Genomic DNA, 22486 nt, shown 5'->3' on the forward strand with positions numbered 1-22486 from the left:
GAAGGGGGAAGAAAATCATGCGGTTAAAAGATAAGGTTAGCATCATCACTGGTGCTGGAGGCGGAATGGGCTTGGTTGCCGCTCAGAAATTCGCTCAAGAAGGAGCCAAGGTAGCCGTCTTTGAAATCAGCGAGGAAGCGGGGAAAAAAGCGGCGGAAGAGATTAAGGCGAAGGGAGGGGAAGCGGAGTTTTTCCACTGTAACGTCGCCGATGAGACCAGTGTAAAGGCAGCCGTTCAGGAGACGGTGCAAACCTTTGGGAAAATCGATGTGCTCTACAACAATGCCGGAATTATGCCGGAAGATGACGAGTCGGTGATCAATACAGAGACGGCAGCCTGGGATCGCGTGCTGAATGTCAACGTGAAAGGGGTGATGCTAACTTGCAAATATGCCATCCCGGAAATGCTGAAGCAGGGGAGGGGATCAATCATTAACATCGCCTCTTTTGTCGCCTACATGGGATGTAGTGTGCCCCAGGATGCCTATACCGCTTCTAAAGGAGCTGTAGTCTCCCTGACCAAATCCTTAGCGATACAGTTTCGTCCCCAAGGAGTTCGAACCAACGCCATCGCCCCTGGACCGATCGAGACCCCGTTGATGACCGAGTGGTTGTTGACAGATAAAGAAGCACGGGATGTTCGCTTAGGTCGACAGCCCAGCGGCCGTTTCGGCAAACCGGAGGATATCGTTAACTGCGCTATCTATCTGGCTTCCGACGAGTCGGATTGGACGAATGGTTCAGTCATCCACGTGGATGGGGGAATCACCAGTAATTATTTTTGATCCCTTACCACATGGATTGTTGGCCCCACACTCTCGTTTGTGTTCGGGGCCATGAACCCCTTGTTGTTAGAAAATTTTAATAAAATCACTGATCATTCAAAATGCGAGGTGAATGTTCATGGCTGATACTCATTTAAAGAAAGCGCTCAAACCGATCCATCTGTGGGGGATCAGCGTAGGTATGGTGATATCCGGTCAGTATTTCGGGTGGAACTACGGTTTTGAACAGGGTGGTACCCTAGGCCTAGCTGTCGCAGCTTTGATCATTACCGTCTTTTATGCCACCTTCATCTTCAGTTATTCGGAGTTGTCTACATCCATCCCTCATGCGGGTGGGCCCTCCGCCTACGCCCGCAGGGCGATGGGACCGTTTATGGGCTTCATGACCGGATTGGCGGTGCTGTTTGAGTTTGTTTTCGCCCCACCGGCAATCGCTGTCGCTACCGGAGCCTACATCAACTTCCTGTTACCGGCAATCCCGACAATCTACGCTACCGTGGCTATTTTCATCTTCTTTATCCTGATTAACCTGGTTGGGGTAAAGGGGGCCGCTTTGATCGAAATGGTGGCTACGATTCTCGCCCTGATCGGGTTGGCCATTTACTTTGGAGCGGGGGCACCGCATGTTGAACTCTCCAATATTGTTAATGAGAAGGCCTTTGCTGGCGGCTGGACCGGAGTGTTTGCGGCAATTCCCTTCGCTATCTGGTTCTACTTGGCCTTTGAGGGAGCGGCTATGGCTGCCGAGGAAGTGGAAAACCCGAAACGGGATATCCCCATCGGCTTTATCACTGGGATACTCACTTTGATGCTCTGCACCGTCGGTACTCTGACCATTACTGCCGGATTGGGAGGGGGAGAGGGGAAACCCGCCGATTATCCGCTTCCCCAAGCGCTGGCTGACGCTTACGGAGAAAGCTCTTTCCTGCCTACATTGGTGGCTATCATCGGCTTAGCCGGATTGATCGCCAGCCTGCATGGGATTATCATCGGCTATTCCCGACAAGCTTTTGCACTGTCCCGTGCTGGCTATCTCCCAGCTTTTCTGTCCCGGCTGAACAGCCGAAAAGTTCCACACTGGGCTCTGATCGTACCGGGAGCCATCGGAGTTATTTGCGCCGCTTCGGCAGATTTTGCCAACGCCCTGATCATTCTGTCCGTCTTCGGGGCAGTGGTTATGTACATCCTTAGCATGATCTCTCTGTTTATCCTGCGCAAAAAAGAACCGAAACTGGAACGACCCTTTAAGGTATCCTATCCGGTGGTTCCAGGGATCGCGCTAATCCTAGCCCTGATCGCCATGTACAGTGTGATGAAGTATAGCGTATTGACTACCAGCCTTCCTTTTCTAGGGTTTAACATTCCTCTCATCGTTGTGATCTTGCTCTTTTTTGGATTGGCAGCCGTCTATTATGCAGTGCAAGGAAACTCCCGGCTGCGACCGTTATCCGAGGAATTCGGTCTGATGGATGTACTGGAAGAGGGAAACGTTAATAAATAAACAGGCCTGGGTTGAAGATGAAACAAGCGAACTGATCGACTACGGACCAGCATGGACAAAGATATCTTCTTAACCCCAAACTTCCTAATCCCCTGCAAATAAGGGATTAGGAAGTTTGGGGTTTTCCCGTTCCTATCAATTATTTGAGCCACAAAAAATATATTGGCATAAATCCGCTGTAAAGGGATTATTCAACACTTATCCATCAATCATTTATTCGCCAATTCCTTACTGACCTTGAATAAAATTCATTTTTCAGTGTTTTCATCATTGAGTTGACTGCGCTCGTTAAAAAAGGTTTTGTATCCGAGCTGTACAAACAAAATGACTGTTAACGATACAGCCCCAGTGATTCCAAGCATGACAGCAATCTGATATTCAATCGCTACGAGCGGGGAGATACCGGAAAGAATTTGACCGGTCATCATACCCGGTAAAAAAACGATCCCCATACCAACCATTGAGTTGATCGTAGGAAGAATCGCCGAATCAAAGGCATGATTGACTATTTCTTTTGTGGCTGCCTTGGGGGTAGCGCCCATCATCAAGGCCGCCTCCACGGTATGTTTTTGTGTTTTCATCCCTTTGACAAGTGTACTGACTCCGAGTGTGATTCCCGTCATGGAGTTTCCGATAATCATTCCGGCAAGCGGGATGAAGTAACGTGGTTCATACCACGGTGAAAAGTGAATGACGATGAAGTCAAAGTATAGCAGGCTGCACAATGTACCGATGATCATGGACAGGGCAATCACGTTCTTGATGGCCCGTGAGATCCCCAGCTTCACTCGCTTATAGATGTTATGAATGGCGAACGCTTCCATCAACGCTACAACAAGGATGGTGTATAACGGATGGGGATGCGCGAACAGATACATCAAGATATAGCCGACAATTACTAACTGGAGGGTCATGCGTAGGGTAGCAATCAAAATTTCCTTTTCACGTGGAATTTTCCGCTGCTTTACCATTACGAGCAGTAGCAAAACAAAAATATAGGAGGCAACTAATTGCCAAAACGTGAGATCAATCATCTTATCACTCATATGATGACTCCTCTGTCACCGTAAAGGGTCGGATGTCAATGATCTGATCGGCAAATTGGTGGGCTAGATGGTTGGAATGTGTCACGATTACAATAGTTTTTTGTTTATCCTTCATCGCATCAAAAAAACTTTGCATTACAACCTCTTCCAGTTCCTCATCCAGTGCCGAGGTCGGTTCATCCAATAAATAAACGGGTGCGTCCATCAGCAACATCCGTCCCAATGCAAGCCGCTGTTGTTCACCGCCGGAAAGCTGTTCGGCTTTTTCTTCCAGATCTTTATCCAGATGGACAGCATGCAAGGCTTTCTGCAATTGTTTGTCTGGTACCGGGGATTTTTCAGCAAAGTGCAACCCGATTAACAGGTTGTCTTTTACAGTCTCACCAAAAAGAGCCGGTGTTTGCGGTAGCATAACCACCTGTCTTCTCAGATCAACCGAGTCGTAACTTTCAATCGGTTTCCCATTAAATTGGATGCTCCCCTGATCGTAGCTGATCAAGTGATTCAACAGTTTCAACAGTGTCGATTTTCCGCTTCCGCTTTTTCCGACGATACAAGTCGCTTGAGCTGTGGGGATATCAAGCTTCGGTATACTTAGAATGTTTTTATATTTTACGTTTCTTAAGGTGAACAAAGAGAATGACTCCTTTAACAGATCATGTATCAGAGTACGATTATACCATGAAAAGAATGGGAAGATACACCATAAAAGCATTACTTAAGTTGAAATATGAATAAATAGAAGATATCAAATGAAAAGATTGTTAATGGGATAAAAAACAATTTAAACAAAATATATATGATAATATTAATAATGGTAAAATAATGAAATAAAGAGTTGTCGTATTAATATTAATACTATTCCATTATATTCAACACCACGATAGAGGGATGATATAAATATATACATTATTAACATAAAATAGGTCTTCGTAATCCGCTTTATTTAAGCGAAAAAATATACATGAATACAAATGTTCACGAATCATCAAAAACCGACGAATATCATCTCATTTGCTTAGTTAACTTTAATTAGCGAGAAATAAAAGTATGAAAATCGTCTGCTCTTATCCTCTCCCCCTAATAACGTTACAAAAGAATGATTTTGTAACGTTATTAGGGCTTCTTTTGCCACTTTTTTCATTGGATCAAGTTCATCAGGGTTTTGAGATATTTAAAATAAAAATGCGTATTGTGTGCAAGGAAAAAACAGCACGATCCGCCACCGCTCCTTATAAAGTGCAGCGATGATTTCGGGAGAGGCCTGCCACCAATTTGTCGCCACACGGATAGGTTTGCCACGTTGATCGGTAAAAGTCACCACGCGAAAGCGATGTGTGGTCTGCTTGGCAGAACCAAGGAAGGCACTCATATCCCCTGTCACGTCGGAACCATCGACCTTTAGCCGTTTTACCCCCTTCTGTTGCGTCGTTTTTTGTATTTGTCTTTAATCGGATAGCAAACAAATGTCCCTGCTCTTCCCACTGGTCCATCCGTTCGAGCTCCAGATAGCCCCGGTCATACACAGTAATGCCTTTTGCCGGTTGCAGCGCCGGATCAGAAGATGAAACACTTGCTTGAAAATCTCATAGGGAATCTGCGTGGCTTTCTTGGCCAGTGTGGAGTGATCGACATGAACCATATCTGACCGGGTTACCAGCCGATTCTCACTGTCACGGTAACTGTGCCACTCGGTAGCCATGATAACGCTAAACTTTAGAAACTCCCGTACCGTAATTTTCGCGCTGTATCCCCAATATTTGTTTTCATTCAGGATGTTTTGGAGATCATCGAGTGTGAAATCATATGCTGTTTTATTCATGAAGAGCATCTTTCTTATGGGTAAAACTTTGGTAGATAGAGGATGCTCTTTTTGTTTATCCTTAATTTTGGCTAATCGACAGGCCTGGTTTGGTTCATATCGGCCATTTGAGAGAATGTAATCACGGCGCAGAGGTTTCCTGAGATAGGGATGATTGTTTAATTCCCCAATTAGCTGATTTTAATTTTGTAGTAAAGGCTATCAAAGTAGATAAGACAATAATCACTCCTCCACCAGCAAAAACATAAGTCGATTGATATACTTCGGTAATCCATCCGGCAATCATTACACTTAAAGGTGCTAACATCGTGGAAATTAGGCGAGAAGCACTTAATACACGTCCCAACATATTATCAGGGACATTTAATTGAAATAACATATGAATCAGCCGGGAGTTGATCCCGATACTAAACATGAGCACACAGACTGAAGTACCAGCAAAAAACCAATGTATCTGAAAAGGAAATGAAAATAAGGCAAGGGAAACAACAAGCGAAGAGACTAATAACAACCTACCTGAATTGAACATGGACTGAATTCTAGAAAAGATAAGCCCACTGATGATCCCACCGATTGCTGACATCGTCATTACCAGTCCGATTTCTGTACTACTTAACCCAATTACTTCTTTCACATGAAACAAGATCATTAATACTGCACCACTCAAGCCAAAATTAACAAATAAGTTCCAAATCAGGATGGTGCGAAATAATTTATTCTTCAACGTATACAAAAGTCCTTCTACACTTGATGACCAGATCTGTTTTGGATTAGATACTCCTGTTTTCTGTTCTATGGTTTGATAACGAATGAGCGACAACGTTGACAACAATAATAGAAAGGTTCCAACATTAATCCATAAGGACCCGAATAATCCGGCTATTGCTATTAAAAGACCAGAAATAGCGGGCCCTACAGCTTCTGCTGATGAGATAGCCATTTGCATATAACCATTTGCTTGTGGAAGTTCTTTTTTATCCAGCAGCTGGGGAACAATAGATATGTCTACAATTCGGTATAAAGCGATACACATGTCCAAAATAAATGCCACAACAAAAATAAAGATCACATTAAAGAATCCTAAATTGGCTGATAAGGGTAAAATACTAATGAAAAGAGTCTGAAGCAAAGAGATGGTAATTAGTAATTTCTTACGGTTAACACTATCTATAATGCTTCCACCAAAAAAACCGACCAAGAATTCTGCCATAAAACCCAGTGCATACATTGTCCCCATAAGAACAGATGATCCAGTTGCATATAGAATTAACAAGGGAATCGCTAAATCATAAAGCGCTTCACCAATCTTATGTATAAAATGGCTGGATAGAATAAACATAAAAGCTTTATTTTTATATACTTTCGTCATGATTGCCTGCCTCCTGATGATCTGTTTTGAAGCAGTTAAGGCCCTCTTGCGAGAGCCCTAACTGCGGTTAAATTTAGTCAAAGTCTTGAATAGAGATTGTCCGTTTTATTCAATTTCGATGTAGAAATCCTTTTTCAGGGCTTCCAAGGCCTCCTCAACTGAAGGGGCATTCGTAATGTCAACGCCTATCATTTGAGCGATTTTCCCCAAGAAGGAAGCCGTCGCGTCTTCACCAAATGAGGCGTCACACAGTCGATAAACGCTTTCAGGCCTTCACGCTCCAAGGGATCATCGGTCTTTTCCACCAAGGATTCCAATTCTTCCAAGGAAGTATGGACCTTTTCCAGAAGAGCCATAGTTTTCACCTCCTTTCAATAGGTTTAAACCATGACTAATCCTTATGTTTAAGCGTTATTCTCCTAATATCCCCGTTAAAGCCCGTCAATACCGTTTTTTCGTACTATTCGATCATTTCTATCCATATCAAAACTCCTTACCAGTTTTATATATACAAGATAATTTTAATCCATTATTACAAATATTATAAATAACATTTTTTCATTTCAGAATTTTTGGTTAATCATTGGTTGGTTTTTCAAGGAAGGTGTGCCTTTTAAAAGGCCTCAATTGAGGGTTTTACTTTTTATGAAATCTACTTTGCGGTAAACGGGAGCGATGCCCCCTTTACCTCTGAAAGGAATGTGGCAACAAATTCTCGTCTGCGAATATACGCATATCCAGTTTTATCGTCAAGTCGACGGCATCCGGATTATCAATCCCAGAAGTGTAGGATTACCGAGCGGTGCAGTTGGATCTTGTTGGGCTATCCTGGGGCCGGATGTAAGTTTCATGGAAACCCACTACGACATTCAGGGCACCGCGAAACGAATCGAAGGGTCTGGAGTACCCTATGCCGGCGAGTTTGCAGCCCATATTCGCAGGCCTCCCATTCAGGGACCGTGAATTGACATGTACGCCCAAGTATAAGGGATTAACACTTTGACTGTATTCTCTTATATGTAAATTATTTTGGATCCCACGGCAACATTGCTGGTTCTACCCCTAATAGTGATTTGCTTGACATTCCATTCAGGCACACTGTATAGTTAAGTTGAGTTAACTTAACTATACTTTCATTGATGGAGATGATCGTTAAGTTGGAAGACTATCGAAAAGTGGTGAATGCGTTAAATCAAGCTTTGGAAGACTTTGACGCTTTGATACACCATGAGCTTAAACCTTTGGATCAATTTGGATTAACAGCACAACAAGAGAGGATCATGTTTTTTGTTATTCGGCATGAACCTTTAACAGCAAAAGAGATTGCCGTTCATTTTAATATCTCTTACAGTGCGGTCAGTCAAGTTGTGAACAAGCTTGAAAAACAGGGAATGGTTGTTCGCCAAACGAATGCAGATAATCGCCGCGAATCCTATATTAAACTTGGTGAGAGTGGAAAACGTTATGCCTTGACATTATCCGAGATTGACGACACGTTGATCGAAAAGTATTATTCCAAGGCAGATTTACAGGATCTTAAGCATATGCTGCAAACTTTAGAAAACCTAAACCAAAAAATAAAAACCGAGAAGAAGTAGGTGGCAAATGAATCATTTCTCATTGATAAAGAATCGACCTTTCATGTTTTTATGGCTGGCAGAATGTACAGCTGTATTGGGTTTTTCAATGTTTCAAATCACGATTTCCTGGTACGTCGCTGATGAACTTCACTTAGCTCAGTATCTGGGGTTGTTGTTGGCAGCTTCCGCCATTCCAAGGGTCATTTTGATGGTTTTTGGTGGTTTGATTGCCGATAAAATACAGAAATCACGAATTATGTTTGTTACTAACTTATGTCAGGCGATTTTATTAGGTGTTTTATTATTCATTTATATAAATGAGGCGCTAACCTTCACAGTATTGCTTGTGATTACATTTTTATTCGGCTCTTTGGATGCTTTTTTATTTCCGGCATTAACATCGTTAATACCGAGTTTGGTTAAGAAGGAACAGTTGCAAAGCGCGAATGCTTTGATTAATGGAAGTTCAGAATTCTTTTTTATGATCGGCCCCCTCATAGCAGGTATTTTATTGACGTGGTTTTCGTTTTCAATGACATTCAGCATGGCAGCATTGTCCGTTTTATTGTCCGCGGTTTTTGTAATTCCACCGTTCATCGGCGATAAGAAGCCGGAGAAAACAGACATTAAGGAGGGAATGATTGAAGAGCTCAGGGAAGGTATTTCATACATTTGGAAATCCCCCGTTCATAAAACCGGATCACTTGTTATCGTCATTGTGAATCTATTTGTTTTCGGACCGATGTTCATCAGCTTTCCGATTATCGTCAGCGAAATGGGAAAAACAGCATTTCATTTGAGTTTATTGGAAAGCAGTTTTGCCATTGGATCTTTATCTGCGACCATATTATTGTTTTTTATTACACTACGGGAAAAGCGTGGTAAATGGGTGCTGATTTTTTTAATGGTTACCATAATAGCATCCGCATTGTTTGGCCAGATTGAATCCTCTTTTTCATTATTGATAGGATTGGCTACCCTGATTGGTTTAGGAGGATTTCTGACCTATCTGCCTGTGAATGTGATGATACAGGAGAAGACAGATCCGGATAAGTTAGGACGGGTGATGAGCATTGTCTTTTTAGCATCCTCAGGATTTGATCCATTGGCATTTGCGTTGGTTTCGTTTTTGATGACAGCCGGATTATCGATTCATACATTGATAACTGTAATGAGTTTGATCGGCTTCCTGTCAGCAATCCTCATCACAGTTAAGGGAAAACATTTCCGAACTGTTGAATAAGGTTTTGATATCTAAACAATCAATTGATCGCCATTTCTCTCGCGATCATCACAAAAAAGGCGCCATTCAATACAGAATGGCGCCTTTCATGACAAAGTGGAAGGAGTCCGCTAAACGGTTTTGACCGAAAGCTGTTCCATTGGGTCGTCGGAAAAGGATGCTCCACCGGAAATCCCCCTCTTATTCACTTTGTAAGCAGTCTCAGGCAACGCCTGGGCTATTCTACGATATCGTCCCATGGTGTTGCTGCCTCTTTGATCGCGGTGATGACTTTTCGCAGGTTATTGGCCCCGGTTGTTTTCAGCCATCTATAATAGGCGTTGTCGCCTTCTTCCGCAAAGGAGCAGATCCCCTCCTTCCAGATGGCTCGACCGCTCAAACAGCCATTAAATTTAGATCCAGCTTCTTTGGCAAAGTATAGGGTTTCAATAAATTGCTCATTGGTCACTCCGCCGCTCAGGTAGATAAAAGGCAAACGGCTCTTTTTCGAGCAATTGTAGTAAAAGGTTGCTGCTTCTTCCCTGCTGTATACGGGTTGGTACGAATCATACTGCTGATAGCCTTCAATGTTGTAAATGGCTACGGGAACCTCCACCTTTAATAGATCGATGCCATAGACTTCTCTCGAGAATTCCTCCATGAAATACTCAATGATTTCCGGCTTTCTCTTCGCAAATGCCACACCTTTGGAGTCAAGGCCAGCGGCACTGTACGATACGGGCTCTAGAATAAATAACACATCATTTTGTCGACATTCGTCCCCAACCCGTTTGATAAACGTCTTTTTGATGTCATTATACTTTTTTTCCTCTTCTGTATCGTAATAGACCAGCAATTTAATGGCATCTGCACCCGCTTTGACGAGATCCTGAACAGCATAATAGTCAACGAGGTTGGGCAAGCGTCCCTTTTCAGAGGCATCATAACCCGTTTTTTCGTATGCCATGATGAGTCCGATGTTCTCATCTAACCTCTCGGCCGCTTCCCAGCCGTATTCTGGATCGAGGAGCAGAGAGGATGATTGATTCCCCAGCACTTCACTAACCCCTATTTTAAAACGGATCAGTCCATCACCATAGGAGATGTTTTCGTTATATGTCTGAATCATTTTCCCCAAGGAACCTCGTTGATCCATGGCTGTCGCCAATACAACATGATCCTCATCAGAAATGGCTTCCAACCCCCGGCGTTTACCTGGTGTTAATCGCATCGATCTGCCTCCTAATCATGTTTATAAGCGCTCGATACCCATTTCGGACATGCACCAATCGATTTTTTTCAGATCCACTGCTCCTGTCTGCTCCTCGATTGCATTTAATACGCCCATGGAAAGAGCGAATTGGATCAATTCCTCTTCGGACAAGCCACGGGATAAACCGGCAGCGAACCCTGCAATGACGGAATCACCGGAACCAACTGGATTTTTGGTTTCCGCTTCGGGAATCGTTACTCGATATAATGCCTCCCGGTGTTTGACGACAGCTCCGTCGCTTCCCATGGTGGCGACTATCCAGGGGATCCCCGCAAAGTTGGGTGATTGTAATGCTTCTACCGGATCAATGTCTTTTTGCCCTGACATAGCAGTTAATTCTTCCTGATTGGGTTTGATCAGGTAAGGTTTATGATTACTCGCCAGCGCAAGAGCCAACAGATCCCCTTTCGTATCGAGCAAGACGGGTTTTTGGTGTTGGGTGGCGATTTGAATTAATCGGGTATAAAAATCTGCTGGCAAGCCTTTGGGAAGACTGCCTGAAATCGTGATCAAGTTCACGTCTTCACTCTGGGCATCTTCGGAAAATTGCCGGAGAAACGAGGCAGCTTCTTCCTCTGAAATAACCGGCCCGCTTTCCAAAATTTCCGTCTGCCGACCATCCCCATGAATGATCGCGATGCAGTTCCGGGTATCTCCGCTAATGGTGATGAAATGATCGTGCACGCCCAGCTGGGAAATCTCTTTTCTGATGAACATTCCCAAGCTTCCACCCAAAAAACCGGTAGCCGCCACCTCTTCTTCAAGTTGGCGCAAAACCCGGGTCACATTCAGACCTTTTCCGCCTGCTGTTTTAGATACGTCGTCCACTCGGTTTCCAGCATCCAATTGGAATGAATCCAGACGGTAGCCGATATCAACAGATGGGTTGGAAGTGATGGTTAAAATCAATTTTTTCACCTTACCTTAGCAATTCCGATTTAAATTTAATTGCTTTTTATCGAACCGTATATTATAATATAATTTTGTAAAAGGAGCTGATATGCTTATTTTGATTTGAAGCGATGCTTAGGCCGCTTCTCTTTTTTGTTCATACACTTTGTTCCTCTTCTGCATCTGTTTGGCATACCAGACGAACAGCAGAATATATGCTGTCAACGCGCCAATTGTCATCATAATGTATTCGAAGGAGAAGCTTTCCCCCATTTTCCCGACTAAAATGGCTAGAAATTTTTCTACCGGACCTTCCAGTGTGGAGTGACTGATCAATACGTCTTGATTCACTTCCGCCGGAAAGGCGCCGACGGATTTGGCAGTCTCTGTCACAAAGGGAGCGATCGCTGTTCCGGACCAGAGGAAAACGGGAACCATGATGGACCCGATGATGATCATTCGCAAAATTTTACCGCGCGTAACCACTAACAGAGCCGGCGTCAAACCGATCGCGATAATCCCACCTAATGGGAGGAGCTTGTTGCCGGGTAAAATCAAAGCGATTCCGAGCATAATCGGTGCGATGACGTTGGCCGCAGCCCACATTTCCGGACGGGCAGCAACAAAGGGCCAGTCAATCCCGATAAAGAATTGTCTCCCCTTCATCTTTGCGCTCAAAAAATTGGTGATCCCTTTAGATAGAGGTTCAACCGCCGAAATGAACCAGGTACCGACGACGGAGAACAATTCCAGCGAAACACCACCGATAAAGGCTAGTGTAAAGGTCGTATGCACCGATTGTTGACCAAGGATTCCAACGAACGCACCGAGATAGACCCCGATAGCGAACTTGCTACCCCAAAAGCCAATTTTTTCATTGAGTTGGGCGGCGTCAAAGTCATACTTATCGATGAATGGAAGCAGCTTGTCAAACAATTTATCAAATACCATGATCAAGGGATTGAGCATGAAATTTAGATGCGTGGTTGTCGTCGGGTTGGTATCCGGCATGTCCAACAGGTCATTAAATGTGGGCTTCATGAGGTCGGAGTTGATAAACTTCATAACTCCTAACATGATCACGAGCAAGGTGGCCAACAGGAGATTGTCCGAGTAATGCATGACCAGAAGTCCGATGATCGACAGGTGCCAGAAGTTGAAAATATCGACGTCTAAGGTGTTCGTCTTGTTCCAAATCAGCATGACGATGTTGATCAAGACCAGAATGAAGAGGAAGAATAACGTGTAGGCTGAACCCCAGGTGATCGTTGCCAGAGGGGCCCAACCGACGTCAGTAACTGACAATTCAATTCCGGTCGATTTGACAAAATCCTTTAACGCCGGCGCAAAATTCCCTGTGAGAATATCGATGACGGCGCCGATGCCTGTCAAGGCGATCGCTAATTTCAATCCACCTTCGATGGCGCTGCTTGGCTTGACACGCATCAACATCGCAAGCAGGCTGAGCAGAATAAACATGAGCGGGGCTGCACCGAGATCGACCAGAGGTTTGAACAGCGAGTTGGCAAACTGTATAATTACATCCATCATTCTTCCCCACCTTTTGGAAAGCGTTATTTATTTAATTTTTTGATAATTCCTTCTAACTCATCAAAGACAGGATCGGCCATCGCCGGGATGCGATACAGAATGGGACCTGCCTCCACGATCGGGATCTGGACGTCGAAGCCGAGTTTGGGCTTGGAGATCGGAGCGAAAATATCATATTGCTCCATCATCGCTTTATTGATATCCTTGATCACCACTGCATCCACTTTGACACTGTAGCCTCTCTTTTTCATCTCCTCTTCCAACGCCGTTTTGATTTGATGACTGGAATTCACTCCTGCTCCACAAGCCGCCAAAATGTTAATCATTTAAAAGCACTCCTTTTTTAGGACATGATAGATCTCGTCTTTAGAGGTTGACGTTTCCAAAGCTCTCATTCTTTCCTCATTGGTCATAATCGCCATCAAGTCAGAAAGAACCTGCGATTGATTCGATTTTTCATGATTGATGATAAAGAATAAATATTTAACATCAATTTCCTGATCCGGGGCGATCATATTTTTGAAGGGAATTTCATGTTTTAGCTTGACGAACGCGATCACCTTCCCATTGCAGAACTCCGCTTCTGTATGGGGGATGGCTGCATTCGGCAATCCCGTTGCGACAGGACTCAAGTCGATCCCTGTCGGGTAATGCCGTTCCCGTTCCATAAGTGCCTCGGTAAACTCCTTATTGACAAGTCCCCTTTCCAGGAGAATTTTACTGATTTTAGTAAACACCTCCTTTTGCGTGGTATCATCGGTTGTGAAGATCAATTCTTTGGTAAAAAGTGATTGTAGCGCTTCCAAGGTATTCACCTCTTCTGTTTATTGCTTCGGATATTCACCACGATCCCATTTTTCCAGGAACTCATCGAAATAATGATCATTATTCATTTGCTCTTCATTGGTAACGAGAGCATCGATCTTTTTGATGATCTCTTCCTTCTCTTTGCTCGGCTTGTATTCCGTTTCCAGAAAGACGTCGATGATATTTTCGATCAAGCCGATCCCCACAATTCGACCGCCCACGGCAATCACATTGGCATTGAGGTTTTCTTTAGCATATCTGGCCGCTTCCATATCTCCTACCAAGGCAGCGCGAACCCCTTTGACTTTGTTGGCGCTTACAGTTACCCCGACACCGGTTCCACAGAGTACAACACCTAAATCCGCTTCACCGGAAGCCACCTTTTCACCCGCTCTTTTTCCGAAGATGGGATAATGGGTGCGCTGCTTGTCATAGGTACCATGATCAATCACTTCATGCCCCTTTTTCTCTAAATAGGATGCGATGTAGTCCTTGATTTCTGTCACGATATGGTCGCAACCGATTGAAATTTTCATCTCAAAATCCTCCTAGCACATTTTGTTTAGCATATCGACTCGGATTTGATGACGACCGCCATCATAATCGGTGTTTAGAAAGGCCTCGCAGATTTTCTCTGCTAAACGGGGTCCGACGATACCAGAGCCGATCGCGATCATATTGGCATTGTTGTGTCTGATCGTCATTTGCGCGGAGTGTTCATCAAAGGCATTGGCGCAGACGATATATTTGTACTTATTGGCAACCATAAACGGGCCTACACCGTATTCATCAATGACAATTCCCCGCTCTGCCCTCTTTTCTTTTACAACCTTAACCACTTGTGTCGCCGCATCGAAGAAATCCAGATCTTTTCCAGTGGTTTCGTCCACAATCTCATGTCCGAGGTTGCTGAGATGCCGCTTCAAGTGTTCTTTTAATGTAAAGCCCTTCGTATCACTGCCAATGGCCAGTTTCATTTCCCCAATCCTCCCTAAGCTTTTTCAATTGATAATCTGGCATTGTGATCGGTAGAACGCCTCAAACTCTTCGGGCAGCTCTTTGTCGGTGATGATCGCCGTGACTTCGTCAGCGTTGCAGATCACCTGAAATGCTTCCACGCCGAACTTGCTGTGATCGGCTACAATATAGCGGTTTTGGGAGTTGTTCAAAATAATTTGTTGAACGACACTCTCCTCTTCGTCTGCCGTAGTGATTCGTCCATCCATGATCCCGTTGGTACCGATAAAGGACTTTTGTACTTTTATTTCCTGCATCAATTTGCGGGTGAAATAGCCAATAAATGATCCCGTTCGTTCTCGGAGCTTGCCTCCGATCAAAATCAGATCGTAGGTCGGATCACCCTTAAAGCGATCAAAGATGGATAGGGAATTGGTGATAACCTTTACATGGGTCGCTTGCAGATAATCATAGATTAACTCCGTGGTCGTCCCAGCACCGATAAAGACCGTATCATCGTCTTCGATTAGCTCTGCGGCTTTTTTAGCTACATGCCGTTTCGCTTCGATATTCATTTCCCGTTTTTCGCTGTGGGATAATTCCGTAAACCGTTCCTTCGTTTTCTTCTTCGCACCACCATGAATTCGCTCGATAACCCCTTGCTTTTCCAAATCCAGCAGATCGCGTCTGATCGTCATGGGTGTGACATTCATCAACTTGGAAGCTTCCGATACTTTCAAAAAATTCTTCTCATCGATGAGTTGAAGGATCTGTTTTTGACGTTCATCCTTCAGGGCAACCCACCTCCTTAATTGTTCTATAATGTTTTTATTTGTTTATATAATGTTAGAATAAAATATGTAAACGCTTTAATCAAGTCTTTTTTCTGTTCGTTCAAACATTTTTAGCGGAAATTTTTCTGCATATAGAGGTAATTAGTGAAAAATAGCGATTTTGATGTTTCTTTATGTTTTTTTGCTGTCTCGTTTTCACTTCTGTCTGCATGGAACTGCCTCCAGTAATGGAATCCCCGGGGATGCTGTCACCAGGGGTAAAGCAAACCTGCATACCAGTCCAACTGATGCGGTAAAATGAAAATCCCGTTGGAATAGTGGATCTTTAAAAAATCGTTAGCCCTAGGTAAGGCAATCAAACAAAAAAGGCTGTCCTATAAGGTGATGTACATCACCTTATAGGACAGCCTCAAATACCTCTAGACGAGATATATCACAAATTTTTTCCGCTCCGTTTCTGCACTAGCGCCCCTTAAAATGGGCTGTCGTTCGAGAAAAGAATTCACGCCTTCTTTGGCTTCCTCCGTTTTCAGTAAGTTCCAAATCCATCTTGTTACATCTTTAGTGATTCATGATAACCTTGGATAGCGAAGATCCGATACCAACGTGAACTGCTCTCCACGAAAGTGGTAGAGCTTCATAGATTCAGAAACAGTAGACTTTTGACTCCTATGGATCCAAAGGAGTTTGTAACCTTATCAGGGTTGAAAAAGCCTACCAGTTTTTCGTTCCTTGCTACTTCATCCGTACAAGACTAAGATGGTGCTAGTTTATGAAAAAATGATCGAAGGTTCTTCTTCGCTTGGTTTTCAAGTTTTTGCAGACCAATATCCAAGCTGATATTTCCATATTTCGTATAATAGGTATTTACAAGAACCATGGGATTCTTTAACACCCGCGGGTAGCTGGGGATGTTACTTTCTTTTCCTGCAAGTCGAATAAAATGATGATCATTATAAGCGGAACAACTGATATACAGATCCCATATACCTCTTTGAATCCATTCGTGCAGAGCTAAATCGCATTGAAATTCAAAGGTAGACGAACTGGTTCGCTCAATGCTTATCGGAACATAGCGATCCATTAATTGATCACGTCTACGAACATATAACTGAAGATTTAATGCCTCTCCAATGTTCTCTTGTTCCTTCTCAAACTGAATTTTCCCTTCCAGAGAAAGCACCCCACTTGTAATCCATTCTATGCGGGTCAATCTGCATTGAGGAGGATTTAATTGTACACGTCGGTTCTTTTGTTTGAATACCGCTTTGTAGACATTGATCCAATTTTTCGTAAACCGTTCCTCACTTAATTGAGTCGAAATCTTGCAGGCTTCTTTACTCATGGCCTCCAATTTTTTTTGATCCGTAAACAGCTCAATCATCGATTCACTTAACAAATCCACGTCTCCATAACGAACCAAAATTCCGTTTTGATTGTTGATAATCATTTCGCGAGGGCCATAGTTAACATCATAACTGATTACCGGAGTACCTGCCGCCATACTCTCTGCCACGACAAGCCCAAATCCTTCTCTGCTGGACGGTAAAACTGAAAACGCAGCCTTTTTGAATACATCAATCGCATCATGAGCAAATCCTTTTATAAATACGTGGGATTCCAGTCCTAATTTTTGGATTAGCTGACGCAAGTTTTCTTCCTCCGGACCAAACCCCCATAGCTCCAATATTGCATCAGGGACGTGATCCACTACTTTTGAAAAAGCTCGAATCGCATGATCCAAGTTTTTTTTGGCAGTAAATCGAGATACTATAACTGCGGTTCGCAATTTTCTGTTCATCACGGGGTAAATGCTAGCTATCTTTGGAGCATAATGGGGAACAGAGTGATAAATAGACCGAGGACCAAATTGTCTTTCAATGTCCTTTTTTTGCTGTTCAGTGATAAAAACCATACCATCAAATTGACTGGCTTGTTTAAGAATCTTTTTATGCTCTTTCATTAGAGGCGCTCCATAAGTATATGGTTTGCGCAAATGATTACTGTGCATCATTTTAACCTTGGCTACTTTTGGATGTTTTACTCCCAGGAGTAAAACATCGGTTTTGTACATTTCAGATTGAAATAGAGGATTCTCCGATTTTTCGGCGATCTGTTCCAGCCAATAAATCTTCAACTCCTTTTCACTGTTAAATACTTTGGTGTCATCCTGCTCACTGTCAAACCAATATACTTCATAGCTTTTTCCGGTTTCAGGATGATACCAGTTGGACAGAAAAAGCCGTCCGTTTTCATCAAAAAAGGAAGACTGGCGTGGTTTATTTAAAACATCATCCATATAAACAGCTCGTCTCAAACGGCCTTTTAAATCAAAATATTCTCGGTGTGTTCGACTTTGATTCTCATTATAATAATCAATAAATTTTATCCTATGATTGTGATCATAGGATTTATGCTTAACCAGCCACCCATCTTGAAATAAACAGTATTCATTCTCATCATCTATTTTCTCTGCTACCAAACCCTCTTCTTCCACAGGGTGTTCAATCTCCTGGGTATCTGTTTCCATCATTTTTTTGCGACGTGCTAAGAACTCAAAAAAATTACTAATCGTTACGTATTCGTTGATGATCCCTGATTGCAAAAGCTCTTTTCTGACCGAATCATACTCCGGATTATAATTGAATGTGAGAATATGAATGGTTTGTTGCAGTTCCATGCCCACCAAACTCGCTCGCCTTAGTACATTCCTCGTCAATCCACCACGAACAACACTTAATGAATGGATTAGATAATAGATTTGCCCATCCAACGATTTCATACAGCTCCCTCTTTCAATTTGACTTTTTATGTATCCAAGGGAAATACTCTCTATCTTGTTATTCGTTGCAAGATCTCGTTTTCTTGTTTATTGAAGCAGAAAAAATCGCAGAATGCGGTAAAAAATATATTGCTAATCCTTAGATTGGCCGAGAAATTCCCGCAAAAAAGCAGTCATTTTTGAAAAAATGACTGCAATGATATCGTTAACCATTCTTTTGATATGTCATGGCTTCACCGGTTCTATGAAGCCCTGGTTGACCATTCTCGATAACAAACGAGGCTCGAGTAAAAATGGGCGCATCGGGTCGACTGACATAGGGAAGTACTCGAAAGTCTGTTTTCCAAACGTCTGGTGTCAAGCGACAACGTACATAACCGCGCTGGTGATTTACAAAGTGAATATGAGGATTTTCAGCTAGAAACCGTTGATCATTTTTTGTACCGTCCTTGCCATCTCCTTCTGAGGTGATCGAAGTCCCGACAAGTTCAACCCCAATGGTTTTCGAATTTGGGTTGTTAAAATCAGCCTTTAAGTCACAAGCCCAGTTGGAATGAACGTCTCCGGTGAGAACAACTGGATTGGAGATCTTCTCCTTCGAAAGGAACTTTAATATTCGATCCCTGGAGGCGCTGTACCCATCCCATGTATCCATATTCCGCAACCGATTGGGTCCCTTTTTCAGGACTCTTTGTGAAAAAAAGACTTGTTGAGCGAGAATGTTCCATCGAGCTTCAGATTGACGAAGGCCTTGAAACAGCCATTTCTCTTGCTCATCCCCCAATATACTACGATCTGGTGAAGCAGCGCTCCACCCTGCCGGACTCCAACCATCTCCGTACACCTGATTATGACGATATTGCCGGGTGTCCAACATATTAAACTCTGCTAAATTTCCAAAGGTAAATCGCCGATAAAGGTTCATATCCGGTCCATGAGGAAGTGATGATTGACGCAAAGGCATGTGTTCATAGTAAGCTTGATAAGCAGCAGCCCGCCGGCGAATAAATTTCGACGATGATTGCCCTTTCTCAGGCGTTGTATTTGCATAATTATTGTCCACCTCGTGATCATCCCAAACAGGAATCCAGGGAAAGGTGGCATGCGCCTCCTTCAGATCGGCATCTGACCGATATTGCGCATAACGGTTACGGTATTCATTTAGTGTTTTCGGTTCACCCCCTTGATGGGTACGGACATTTCCGCTGGAGGCAACATACTGTTTTGGAGCATGTTCATAGATGTAGTCCCCCAAATGAATGACAAAATCCAAATTTTCTTCTACCATCCGACGGTATGCCGTATAGTATCCATGTTCGTAGTGTTGACAGGAAGCAAATGCAAAAGTCAGCTCCGAGAGACGGCTTCCATATGGCGGAGCTGTTTTCGTACGACCCGCAGGACTGATTTCCGAGCCCGCTTTAAACCGATACCAATATTCCCGCCCCGGTTTCAAGTTTCTGACGTCTACATGAACGGAATGTCCCAGATCATGTCTAGCAACAGACTCTCCCCGTTGTACTACGTTACGAAACTCTCTATCTGAGGCAACCTCCCATTGCACCAATTGATTTTCCGGAGGCATTCCTCCCCCATTCAACGGATCAGGGGCGAGTCGGGTCCATAGTACAATTCCGTCAGGAAGCGGATCCCCAGAAGCGACTCCCAATGTAAACGGATAAGACGGAAACCGTGGGGCTGCATCGATGCGCATCCCGGAAATGGGATACAAAATGGTATAACCCAAAGCTAAGGCAGTAACTTTTCCTAGTGACTTTAAAAAGTCGCGCCGATTGAGCTCAGTGTTTAAGAGTCTCTCCCACGCGGGATGACTTGGAGAATCTTTCAATAGAATAGCCTCCCTTTTTTCCGTTTGGATTATTTAGGTAGTGTGAACGAAATCAAGGGAGACAATACTGAAGCAATAAAAAAGTCCCCAACCTGAAACACGCTGGGGACTGAAAGATTCGTCTTTGAAATCCTGTATCATCTATAATCCGAGACCCATCGCTGCATTTTCGTTAAAGAGCTCACCATCCCGGATATATCTTCGCACCATGTTGGTGGATTTGTGACGTGTTTGTTTCATAATGGCCCTCTCATCTTTCCCAGCCATAGCTGCAGAAGTGGCGATTCCCGCACGTAGGCTGTGACCAGCGAAACGCTTCGGATCAAGACCAATGCTTTCCACTGCTTTTTTAACAATCAAAGCAACAGAGCGATCCGTTAACCGACGGTTCCTCACTTGGCCATAGCGATTAATGGGACGAAAAATCGGTCCTTCGGTGATGCCAGCTGTCGTTAACCAATCTTCCAACGATCGAAGAGGACACGTTTCCGGGCGAGATCCGCGAGGAATTCCCACCTTTTCCCCTCTTCCCTCTTGGTCCGTTTTGGAACGGCGAAGGTTAACGACCATCCCTCGTTGAACGGTTTGAATATCCTCACGGTTTATGGAAACCAGTTCTGAACGCCGAAACCCTCCGGAAAATCCGATCAAAAGAAGCGCCCGATCCCGCTTTCCCGTTAAAGTATCAGGAAGCATTTCCACCATCTGACGAAGATCCTCCACCAAGATTGGATCCTTCCCTTCTTCCTTTACACCTTTTGTTCGACGAATTCCAGCCCATACGGTTCGAACCAGATGACTGTTGGTCGGCGAATCATATCCTGCTGTTTGATGCGCTTGACTGATTGCTGACAAGCGGCGCTGTAAGGTTGACGTCTTCCGGGAATCCGCCAGATCGGTCAAGTAGAGGGCTACCGTTTGCGGATCAGCAGGTAGGACCGACAATGAACGCGCTTGACACCAAGAGGTAAAATCCTGCCAATCTGCACGGTAACTTTTTGTGGTATTCGCAGCCTTTGCGTGTTGTGTATAATCTTTCGCTTTTTCCAGCACTTCTTGCAACTCTGTCGATATACTCTGATTTTGTACTTCTACCAATTCGCTCATCTTTCACCTCTCCGCTTCCCTTTCTTCATTAAAACATAACGTGGAAAAAGAAACCAAGGGAATTTTATTATAGCAAAAAAGAAATCGGTGTGATAAAAATCACAGCATTTTCCCTTCAAAAGCTTTACAATAGCAAGGAAAGAGAGGGATCTATAATGGAACAAAACGATAAACAAGCAAGGCTTCAATCAATGTTAAAAGAAGCTCTCCAACCTCTGGAGGAAAAATTGGATGCTATTCAAAAAGAGATTCTAGATTTAAAGCAAGAACAATCCGCAATTCGAGAAATGATACAAAATCAAAAAAAGCGGCCCCCATATTTATCCGATAAGTAACTAAAAAATAAAAATGAAAAAGGTACAATAACCCTTCCGCGAAATTAAACATCCCTTAAAAACGAAATTTGAAACCCTAGAAATTTCCATAAAACAACACTCAACAGAAACCATTCCTGCTACCCAAAAAGAGGGTGATCTCATACCCTCTTTTTAGGGTTTATCATGACAAAATATTTCCTAAATTCAGCTGAATGAACCTTTGATCGGATCGAACCTGTTTCAAGGCCATCATTCCATTAAACAAAAAGAGACAGTAGCGCATTAAGCATCTCTGACTGTCTCTTTTCATATCTCAGATCACTTCGCTAAGTTTTCAATAATAAGATTTTGGACCCTGCGATCTGTCAATAAACCCAGGTGCGTCACACCTAGAATATGAATATTGTTAGCTCCATCGATTCGTGACAAACTATTAGCCACGATTAAATCTGAACTGCTATAGATTGAAGTGAAATCCACACCATCCGGAACGGAACTTGCTCCCAAACGGTTCGCTCCTCCTAAGGTAATCACTTTGTTGACATTTTTAACACCGTCAAGTCTGGTAAGATAATATAAAGTGTTTGAGCCCCCCATGCTGTGTGCGATAATATTCACTTGGTCTACATTATATCTTTGCGAGCGAGAAAACCCCTAGCTTTAGCTATGGGGATGAGAGCGAGCGTCAGGCGAGGGAGGGGTGTTTTTTACCCCTCTCGCAAGCCTGACCCTCTTTTGCTCTCTTTTTTTGCATCTGTTTAATTAGATATATTGAATCTATATAATATTCGTTGTAAAATTGGCAATAGGTGATGAATTTGAGAACGGTTCAA

Annotated in this window: 23 protein-coding genes and 1 pseudogene; 6 read left to right on the top strand and 18 right to left on the bottom strand. The window is 43.5% G+C overall.

The genetic code is table 11. The features are described from left to right. The first annotated feature begins 17 nt into the window (after window positions 1–17). A complete protein-coding gene (locus tag FN782_RS06985) occupies window positions 18–785 on the top strand; it encodes an SDR family NAD(P)-dependent oxidoreductase (RefSeq protein ID WP_142505043.1) in 768 nt (255 codons plus the stop codon). 118 nt (window positions 786–903) lie between these two features. Continuing rightward, window positions 904–2286, top strand: coding sequence for an ethanolamine permease (gene eat, locus FN782_RS06990; protein ID WP_142505044.1), 1383 nt, complete (start codon window positions 904–906; stop codon window positions 2284–2286). Window positions 2287–2534: 248 nt separating this feature from the next. On the opposite strand, the gene FN782_RS06995 is transcribed toward eat, so the two are convergent. The 5 genes from FN782_RS06995 to FN782_RS16750 all read right to left on the bottom strand — a co-directional run bounded on the left by FN782_RS06995 (window position 2535) and on the right by FN782_RS16750 (window position 6879). Next, the gene (locus FN782_RS06995; RefSeq protein WP_142505045.1) at window positions 2535–3332 is read right to left on the bottom strand and encodes an ABC transporter permease; all 798 of its coding nucleotides are present in this window, start codon (window positions 3330–3332) and stop codon (window positions 2535–2537) included. Then, entirely contained in the window at window positions 3325–3966 is a 642-nt protein-coding gene (locus tag FN782_RS07000; protein ID WP_142505046.1) for an ABC transporter ATP-binding protein, read from the bottom strand. The genes FN782_RS06995 and FN782_RS07000 overlap by 8 nt, the downstream gene beginning before the upstream one ends. A gap of 813 nt (window positions 3967–4779) precedes the next feature. Further along, window positions 4780–5154: a hypothetical protein gene (locus FN782_RS07010; protein ID WP_142505048.1), complete on the bottom strand. Its 375-nt coding sequence runs from the start codon at window positions 5152–5154 to the stop codon at window positions 4780–4782. 121 nt (window positions 5155–5275) lie between these two features. Then, window positions 5276–6523, bottom strand: a complete 1248-nt coding sequence (locus FN782_RS07015; protein WP_142505049.1) for an MFS transporter — start codon at window positions 6521–6523, stop codon at window positions 5276–5278. A 188-nt stretch (window positions 6524–6711) separates the two neighbouring features. Beyond that, window positions 6712–6879 (bottom strand): hypothetical protein, encoded by a 168-nt coding sequence (locus FN782_RS16750; RefSeq protein WP_185956104.1) that lies wholly within the window; start codon window positions 6877–6879, stop codon window positions 6712–6714. A gap of 319 nt (window positions 6880–7198) precedes the next feature. Between FN782_RS16750 and FN782_RS07020 the strand changes: the two genes are divergently transcribed. From FN782_RS07020 to FN782_RS07030, 3 genes are all read left to right on the top strand, one after another. Next, on the top strand, window positions 7199–7486 hold the full coding sequence (locus FN782_RS07020) for a metallophosphoesterase family protein (RefSeq protein WP_142505050.1): 288 nt from the start codon (window positions 7199–7201) through the stop codon (window positions 7484–7486). A 194-nt stretch (window positions 7487–7680) separates the two neighbouring features. Continuing rightward, window positions 7681–8121, top strand: coding sequence for a MarR family winged helix-turn-helix transcriptional regulator (locus FN782_RS07025; RefSeq protein WP_246064875.1), 441 nt, complete (start codon window positions 7681–7683; stop codon window positions 8119–8121). A gap of 7 nt (window positions 8122–8128) precedes the next feature. Then, entirely contained in the window at window positions 8129–9346 is a 1218-nt protein-coding gene (locus tag FN782_RS07030; RefSeq protein ID WP_142505052.1) for an MFS transporter, read from the top strand. Window positions 9347–9365: 19 nt separating this feature from the next. On the opposite strand, the gene FN782_RS16755 is transcribed toward FN782_RS07030, so the two are convergent. From FN782_RS16755 to FN782_RS07085, 12 genes are all read right to left on the bottom strand, one after another. Then, entirely contained in the window at window positions 9366–9512 is a 147-nt protein-coding gene (locus FN782_RS16755; RefSeq protein WP_185956106.1) for a hypothetical protein, read from the bottom strand. 51 nt (window positions 9513–9563) lie between these two features. Continuing rightward, window positions 9564–10556, bottom strand: a complete 993-nt coding sequence (locus FN782_RS07035) for a tagatose 1,6-diphosphate aldolase (RefSeq protein ID WP_142505053.1) — start codon at window positions 10554–10556, stop codon at window positions 9564–9566. Window positions 10557–10577: 21 nt separating this feature from the next. Next, window positions 10578–11516, bottom strand: coding sequence for a hexose kinase (locus FN782_RS07040; protein WP_246064876.1), 939 nt, complete (start codon window positions 11514–11516; stop codon window positions 10578–10580). A 108-nt stretch (window positions 11517–11624) separates the two neighbouring features. Then, a complete protein-coding gene (locus FN782_RS07045) occupies window positions 11625–13040 on the bottom strand; it encodes a PTS galactitol transporter subunit IIC (RefSeq protein WP_246064877.1) in 1416 nt (471 codons plus the stop codon). Window positions 13041–13063: 23 nt separating this feature from the next. Then, a complete protein-coding gene (locus FN782_RS07050; protein WP_142505054.1) occupies window positions 13064–13366 on the bottom strand; it encodes a PTS sugar transporter subunit IIB in 303 nt (100 codons plus the stop codon). Next, window positions 13367–13846 carry a PTS sugar transporter subunit IIA gene (locus tag FN782_RS07055; RefSeq protein ID WP_185956107.1) on the bottom strand — a complete coding sequence of 160 codons (480 nt, stop codon included), beginning with the start codon at window positions 13844–13846 and terminating at the stop codon, window positions 13367–13369. 18 nt (window positions 13847–13864) lie between these two features. Further along, complete coding sequence (gene lacB, locus FN782_RS07060) at window positions 13865–14383, bottom strand: galactose-6-phosphate isomerase subunit LacB (RefSeq protein ID WP_142505056.1); 519 nt, start codon at window positions 14381–14383, stop codon at window positions 13865–13867. A gap of 12 nt (window positions 14384–14395) precedes the next feature. Continuing rightward, window positions 14396–14824, bottom strand: coding sequence for a galactose-6-phosphate isomerase subunit LacA (gene lacA, locus FN782_RS07065; protein ID WP_142505057.1), 429 nt, complete (start codon window positions 14822–14824; stop codon window positions 14396–14398). A 24-nt stretch (window positions 14825–14848) separates the two neighbouring features. After that, on the bottom strand, window positions 14849–15628 hold the full coding sequence (locus tag FN782_RS07070) for a DeoR/GlpR family DNA-binding transcription regulator (protein WP_342778369.1): 780 nt from the start codon (window positions 15626–15628) through the stop codon (window positions 14849–14851). Between the two features lie 724 nt (window positions 15629–16352). Further along, complete coding sequence (locus tag FN782_RS07075) at window positions 16353–18380, bottom strand: glycosyltransferase (RefSeq protein WP_142505059.1); 2028 nt, start codon at window positions 18378–18380, stop codon at window positions 16353–16355. 205 nt (window positions 18381–18585) lie between these two features. Further along, window positions 18586–20229, bottom strand: coding sequence for an alkaline phosphatase D family protein (locus FN782_RS07080; RefSeq protein ID WP_246064879.1), 1644 nt, complete (start codon window positions 20227–20229; stop codon window positions 18586–18588). Window positions 20230–20370: 141 nt separating this feature from the next. Next, complete coding sequence (locus tag FN782_RS07085) at window positions 20371–21336, bottom strand: site-specific integrase (protein WP_142505060.1); 966 nt, start codon at window positions 21334–21336, stop codon at window positions 20371–20373. A gap of 155 nt (window positions 21337–21491) precedes the next feature. Here FN782_RS07085 and FN782_RS07090 point away from each other — a divergent pair, with 155 nt between their 5' ends. Continuing rightward, window positions 21492–21671: a hypothetical protein gene (locus FN782_RS07090; protein WP_185956108.1), complete on the top strand. Its 180-nt coding sequence runs from the start codon at window positions 21492–21494 to the stop codon at window positions 21669–21671. A gap of 300 nt (window positions 21672–21971) precedes the next feature. On the opposite strand, the pseudogene FN782_RS07095 reads toward FN782_RS07090, so the two are convergent. Continuing rightward, window positions 21972–22286 (bottom strand): annotated as a pseudogene (locus FN782_RS07095) (esterase/lipase family protein); the annotation flags it as partial. Window positions 22287–22486: the final 200 nt, after the last annotated feature.

This window comes from Melghirimyces algeriensis, assembly GCF_900182565.1.
GTDB classification, from domain to species: domain Bacteria; phylum Bacillota; class Bacilli; order Thermoactinomycetales; family DSM-45169; genus Melghirimyces; species Melghirimyces algeriensis.

What these genes read in the sequence shown, in the direction of transcription:
- FN782_RS06985 (WP_142505043.1), top strand. Translation starts at nt 18, where the DNA reads ATGCGGTTAAAAGATAAGGTTAGCATCATCACTGGTGCTGGAGGCGGA.
- eat (WP_142505044.1), top strand. Translation starts at nt 904, where the DNA reads ATGGCTGATACTCATTTAAAGAAAGCGCTCAAACCGATCCATCTGTGG.
- FN782_RS06995 (WP_142505045.1), bottom strand. Translation starts at nt 3,332, where the DNA reads ATGAGTGATAAGATGATTGATCTCACGTTTTGGCAATTAGTTGCCTCC.
- FN782_RS07010 (WP_142505048.1), bottom strand. Translation starts at nt 5,154, where the DNA reads ATGAATAAAACAGCATATGATTTCACACTCGATGATCTCCAAAACATC.
- FN782_RS07015 (WP_142505049.1), bottom strand. Translation starts at nt 6,523, where the DNA reads ATGACGAAAGTATATAAAAATAAAGCTTTTATGTTTATTCTATCCAGC.
- FN782_RS16750 (WP_185956104.1), bottom strand. Translation starts at nt 6,879, where the DNA reads ATGGCTCTTCTGGAAAAGGTCCATACTTCCTTGGAAGAATTGGAATCC.
- FN782_RS07020 (WP_142505050.1), top strand. Translation starts at nt 7,199, where the DNA reads ATGCCCCCTTTACCTCTGAAAGGAATGTGGCAACAAATTCTCGTCTGC.
- FN782_RS07030 (WP_142505052.1), top strand. Translation starts at nt 8,129, where the DNA reads ATGAATCATTTCTCATTGATAAAGAATCGACCTTTCATGTTTTTATGG.
- FN782_RS07035 (WP_142505053.1), bottom strand. Translation starts at nt 10,556, where the DNA reads ATGCGATTAACACCAGGTAAACGCCGGGGGTTGGAAGCCATTTCTGAT.
- FN782_RS07045 (WP_246064877.1), bottom strand. Translation starts at nt 13,040, where the DNA reads ATGATGGATGTAATTATACAGTTTGCCAACTCGCTGTTCAAACCTCTG.
- FN782_RS07050 (WP_142505054.1), bottom strand. Translation starts at nt 13,366, where the DNA reads ATGATTAACATTTTGGCGGCTTGTGGAGCAGGAGTGAATTCCAGTCAT.
- lacB (WP_142505056.1), bottom strand. Translation starts at nt 14,383, where the DNA reads ATGAAAATTTCAATCGGTTGCGACCATATCGTGACAGAAATCAAGGAC.
- lacA (WP_142505057.1), bottom strand. Translation starts at nt 14,824, where the DNA reads ATGAAACTGGCCATTGGCAGTGATACGAAGGGCTTTACATTAAAAGAA.
- FN782_RS07075 (WP_142505059.1), bottom strand. Translation starts at nt 18,380, where the DNA reads ATGAAATCGTTGGATGGGCAAATCTATTATCTAATCCATTCATTAAGT.
- FN782_RS07085 (WP_142505060.1), bottom strand. Translation starts at nt 21,336, where the DNA reads ATGAGCGAATTGGTAGAAGTACAAAATCAGAGTATATCGACAGAGTTG.
- FN782_RS07090 (WP_185956108.1), top strand. Translation starts at nt 21,492, where the DNA reads ATGGAACAAAACGATAAACAAGCAAGGCTTCAATCAATGTTAAAAGAA.